Source organism: Saliniramus sp. (assembly GCF_035311605.1).
Classification (GTDB): Bacteria; Pseudomonadota; Alphaproteobacteria; order Rhizobiales; family Beijerinckiaceae; genus Saliniramus.
In genome coordinates this window covers 1-3,098 of the sequence record NZ_DATGCW010000076.1, presented here as the reverse complement: position 1 = coordinate 3,098, position 3,098 = coordinate 1, and the positions used below count along the sequence as shown (strand labels likewise).

1 protein-coding gene is annotated in these 3,098 nt (G+C 63.0%); it reads right to left on the bottom strand.

Going from position 1 to position 3,098, the window contains the following annotated elements; translation table 11 throughout:
- Window positions 1-3,098: calcium-binding protein (locus tag VKP01_RS03665; RefSeq protein ID WP_414706508.1), on the bottom strand; the 3,098-nt coding region annotated here is incomplete at both ends.

Below are 3,098 nucleotides of genomic sequence, written 5' to 3'. Positions count from 1 at the left end.
AATCCGCGCCGAACACGTAGACATCCTGGCCCGTACCGCCATTGAAGACCTGGTCGCTGCCATCGGCCACATAGACGATCGACCCGCTCGCCCCGGCGCGCGAAAGCGTGGTCGCGCCGGCATCACTGATGCGCAGATTGGCGATGCCGATGCCCGCCGCCAGCGCCGCGAGGTCGAGCGCCGAGGGCGTCGTCGCCAGCGCCGTAACCAGCCCCTGCACGATATAGTCATGGCGCACGTCGATCCCGTCGGCGCGGCGCATGGCCTCGGTGACATGCTGCAGGAGCGGCCCCCACAAGGCATCCCAGGCCTGCTGTGCCGCAGTCAAATCATCTGGAAGTTGTGTAAGCGCAGACGAAAAGGCATCCGCGAGTGCTGCGGGCCCCTCCGCCTGCAGCCGGTCGCGCCCTTCGCTATAGCTCACCCCCGCGAACTGCGCCGCGAGCGGCCCCTGCACCGCGAGGCGCGCCGTGGCCTTGTCGAGGGCGGCATCCCAGCTCTCGACAAGCTCGGCAAGATTGTTGCCGATCGGCACGCCGGCCGCGTCGCGCGGGGTCAGTTCGAGCCCGAAATAGGTCTCCAAGAAGGCGAGTTTGCGCGTGTCGAAATCCGTGCCCATCGTATCGGCGGTGACGCCGTCCACCCCCGCCCAGCGATACAGGATCGCCTCGGCATCCGCGCGCATATCCGCCCAGGAGGTGCCGACGGGGAGATCGGCGAAGGCCGTGACCTGCGCGAGCAGCGCGGCATCGTCGGTCATCGCCACGCGCAGATCGGTGACGCGGCCGAAGCCCTTCAGCGCCGGCAGCGCGGCTGCGGCTGCGGAGACGCTGGTATCGCCGAGATAGCGTGTATTGGTGGGGTCGTTGTCGAGCAGCACATCGGCGATGGTCGAGGTGGTGCCGTCGCTGCGGGTGAAGCCCGCCACCTCGCGGATGGTGTTGCCGTTGACATCCGTCACGTCGGGATCGCTGGTGGTCAGCGAGATCGAGGCGATGCCGGCCTCCGTGAGCGTCTGCAATTCGCCCGCATCGCTCTCGCCGTTCTGGTCGAGGTCGCGCCAGATCATCAGCGTGTCGAAACCGGCGTCACCGGCATCGATCACGCCGTCGGCGTTGGAATCGAGCGCGGCGAGCTCGGTGAAGCCGGAAGTCGTGGCATTGCCGAACAGTTCCGAGATATCATCAATGCGGCCATTGCCGTTGATGTCGCGCACCAGCAGCGCGTCGCTCGCGCCCACCCAGGCGGTGTGGCGCGCAAAACCCTCGCCGCCGAGATCGAAATGGACATCCCCGCGCTCGCGCCGGGTCAGATCGAGCCCGTCCCCGTCGAGATCGAGCACCAGCGGATCCGTGCCGGTATAGCCGCCGGCAAAACCCGCGCGGATGCTCAGTTCGATGTAATTGCGAAACTCCGCCAGCGACGATTTCCCGATCTCCTCCTTGAAGACCACGATCCCGCCCGTCGCCGCGCCGGTCTCGAGGTCGAGATCATAATCCTCGATCACCGCCTGCCCGCCGCGCCCGCGCCCGTACTGGATGATCAACTGGCCACTTTCGGACATGCCGTAGCGGAAGGTCAGCATTGCCTGGATGTTGGCCTGGAGAAGGACACCGGAAAGGATGCCGCCTAACGCGCTCGGCAACGTACTCATCATCATCGGCACGGGCGTCCAATAGGCCCAGCCGCCTTCCATCCACCATTGCTGCACGCCGCCGGAGAGATTCAAGCCCGCCCATCGGGCCTGATCCACTGTCGTGGCATCCTTGACGAATGTATTATGTGCCAGATTGAACGTATTCGAGCCGCCGTCACCATAAAGGTGGCTCTCCAGGCCGCCGCCATAGAGGATGTCGTCACCGTCCCCGCCATACAGGATCGACGTGTGTTCGCCCGCGTAGAGGATGTCGTTGCCCGCGCCGCCGCGAATCTCGTTGTGCCCCGTCTCGGTTCCCCGGATCACGTCATCGCCCGCACCGCCCTCGATCAGAACCTCGATCTGGTTCTGCGGCACGGCATTGGCCGCAGCGATGCGCGCAGCGGCATCGGCGGCAATGCTTGCGGGATCATTGGCGGTTCCTGACCCGGACGCGCTCCACGCCGCCGCAATATCCGCCTCCTGCGCCGCCGTCAGCGCCCCGCCGGGCGAGAGCTTGCGCAGATCGAGATCATCGCCGTGATCCGAACCGATGACATGTTCGAAATTGGTGAAGGTGAGGCGCTCTCCGACCCAGTAACCTTCATTCAGTTCAACGGCATCAATCGCTTCGGGACCATCGAAAGGATCATCCGGATCGAGTGAGCGCCGGAAAGAGGTCGATGTTGATCTCAACTCTATCGCAGTCCCTGCGGACGAGAAATCCAGCGTGTCATATCCAAGTCCACCATCAGCGAGTGTGGCATGTTCCAAACGCCCGACCGGATCGATAAACTCAACCGTATCATCGTGATCAGACAGGTGAAGCTGTTCGATACCATACAGGATATCCGGTGCGTCGTTGTCTTCGGAAGGGTTGACTCCGTAAACCTCCAATTGGCCAGAGGAGAGAGGATTCCACAATGCGCTGTTGGACTGGAGGCGAATGTTTACACCCGCCCCCGCGCGTGAATAGGTGACGACGTCCCAAGTCAGGCTGTAATCTGCTCCTGCCAAAGGCCCAGATGCCTGCTCGCCATAAATGTGGTCAGCGAAATCCGTTCCGATGAAGATATCATGCCTGTGGCTTCTGCCGAGGATATACAAACCCGCAGTGCTGTTGGTGCTGGCCTCTATCAGATCACTGTCACCCGATCCCAACAGCGTGGGCGCATCCTTGTCCGCGCCGGGATGCCCCCAATACCTTGTGTCATCAACATAGCTGGAGCCATCGGCAGTTTCGATGCTGCGCACGTCGAGGCCGGCATGGTTGAGGACGGAGAGGATGGTGGCGTTGGAATTGGATGTGTGGATTCCACCACCCATGGTGGGCAATTCGTAGCGGTATTCCTCGCTCAGCGCATTTGCAAAATCCGTCATCCCCGCCCATGCGGCATGAGCATCCGTATAGACGCCAGACCCAAGCAGAAGGGCGGTAATGTCGAGGCTGTTGCGGTCTTCG